This is a genomic window from Bradyrhizobium sp. CFUWI (genome assembly GCF_056429085.1).
The window spans coordinates 1-415 of the sequence record NZ_JBWJZE010000254.1 but is presented as its reverse complement, the minus strand read 5'-3'; the positions used below and the strand labels follow the sequence as shown (position 1 = coordinate 415).

The 415-nt window shown below is 56.4% G+C and carries 1 protein-coding gene; it reads left to right on the top strand.

Translation table 11 applies throughout. The annotated features are described in order from the left end of the window. Positions 1-144: 144 nt before the first annotated feature. On the top strand, positions 145-415 hold a 271-nt coding region (locus AC066S_RS39685; protein ID WP_478272045.1), incomplete at its 3' end, for a cupin domain-containing protein.

Genomic DNA, 415 nt, shown 5'->3' with positions numbered 1-415 from the left:
AGGCAGTGCGGTTGGTTGAGATCAAGTAAAGCGGATTTATGCGATTGCGATATAAGTGCTATGTAATTGGCATGGTTTATCGATTAATGCAGCAAGGTTAATTTGTTTCTCTACGATATCAATCGAGAGGAAAGCCAAATGACTCTGCGTTCAACCGGTAGCCTTTGTTTTGCGCTATGCGCGGCGGCGCCTTTTGTCGACGCCGCCAGTACAGAAAGCACCAGCGAGTCCCGGACTTCGCAACAGATCAGTCGGGCCGGCAGCCAAGCGTCGGTCGCAGGCCCGGCGGACTCTTTCACCGGGCGCGTGCGGGTCGATCCTCTGTTCCCGGCAACCGATGAAATCGATGCTTCCGGCGCCTACGTCAGCTTCGAACCGGGCGCGCGTTCGGCCTGGCATACCCATCCTGCCGGAC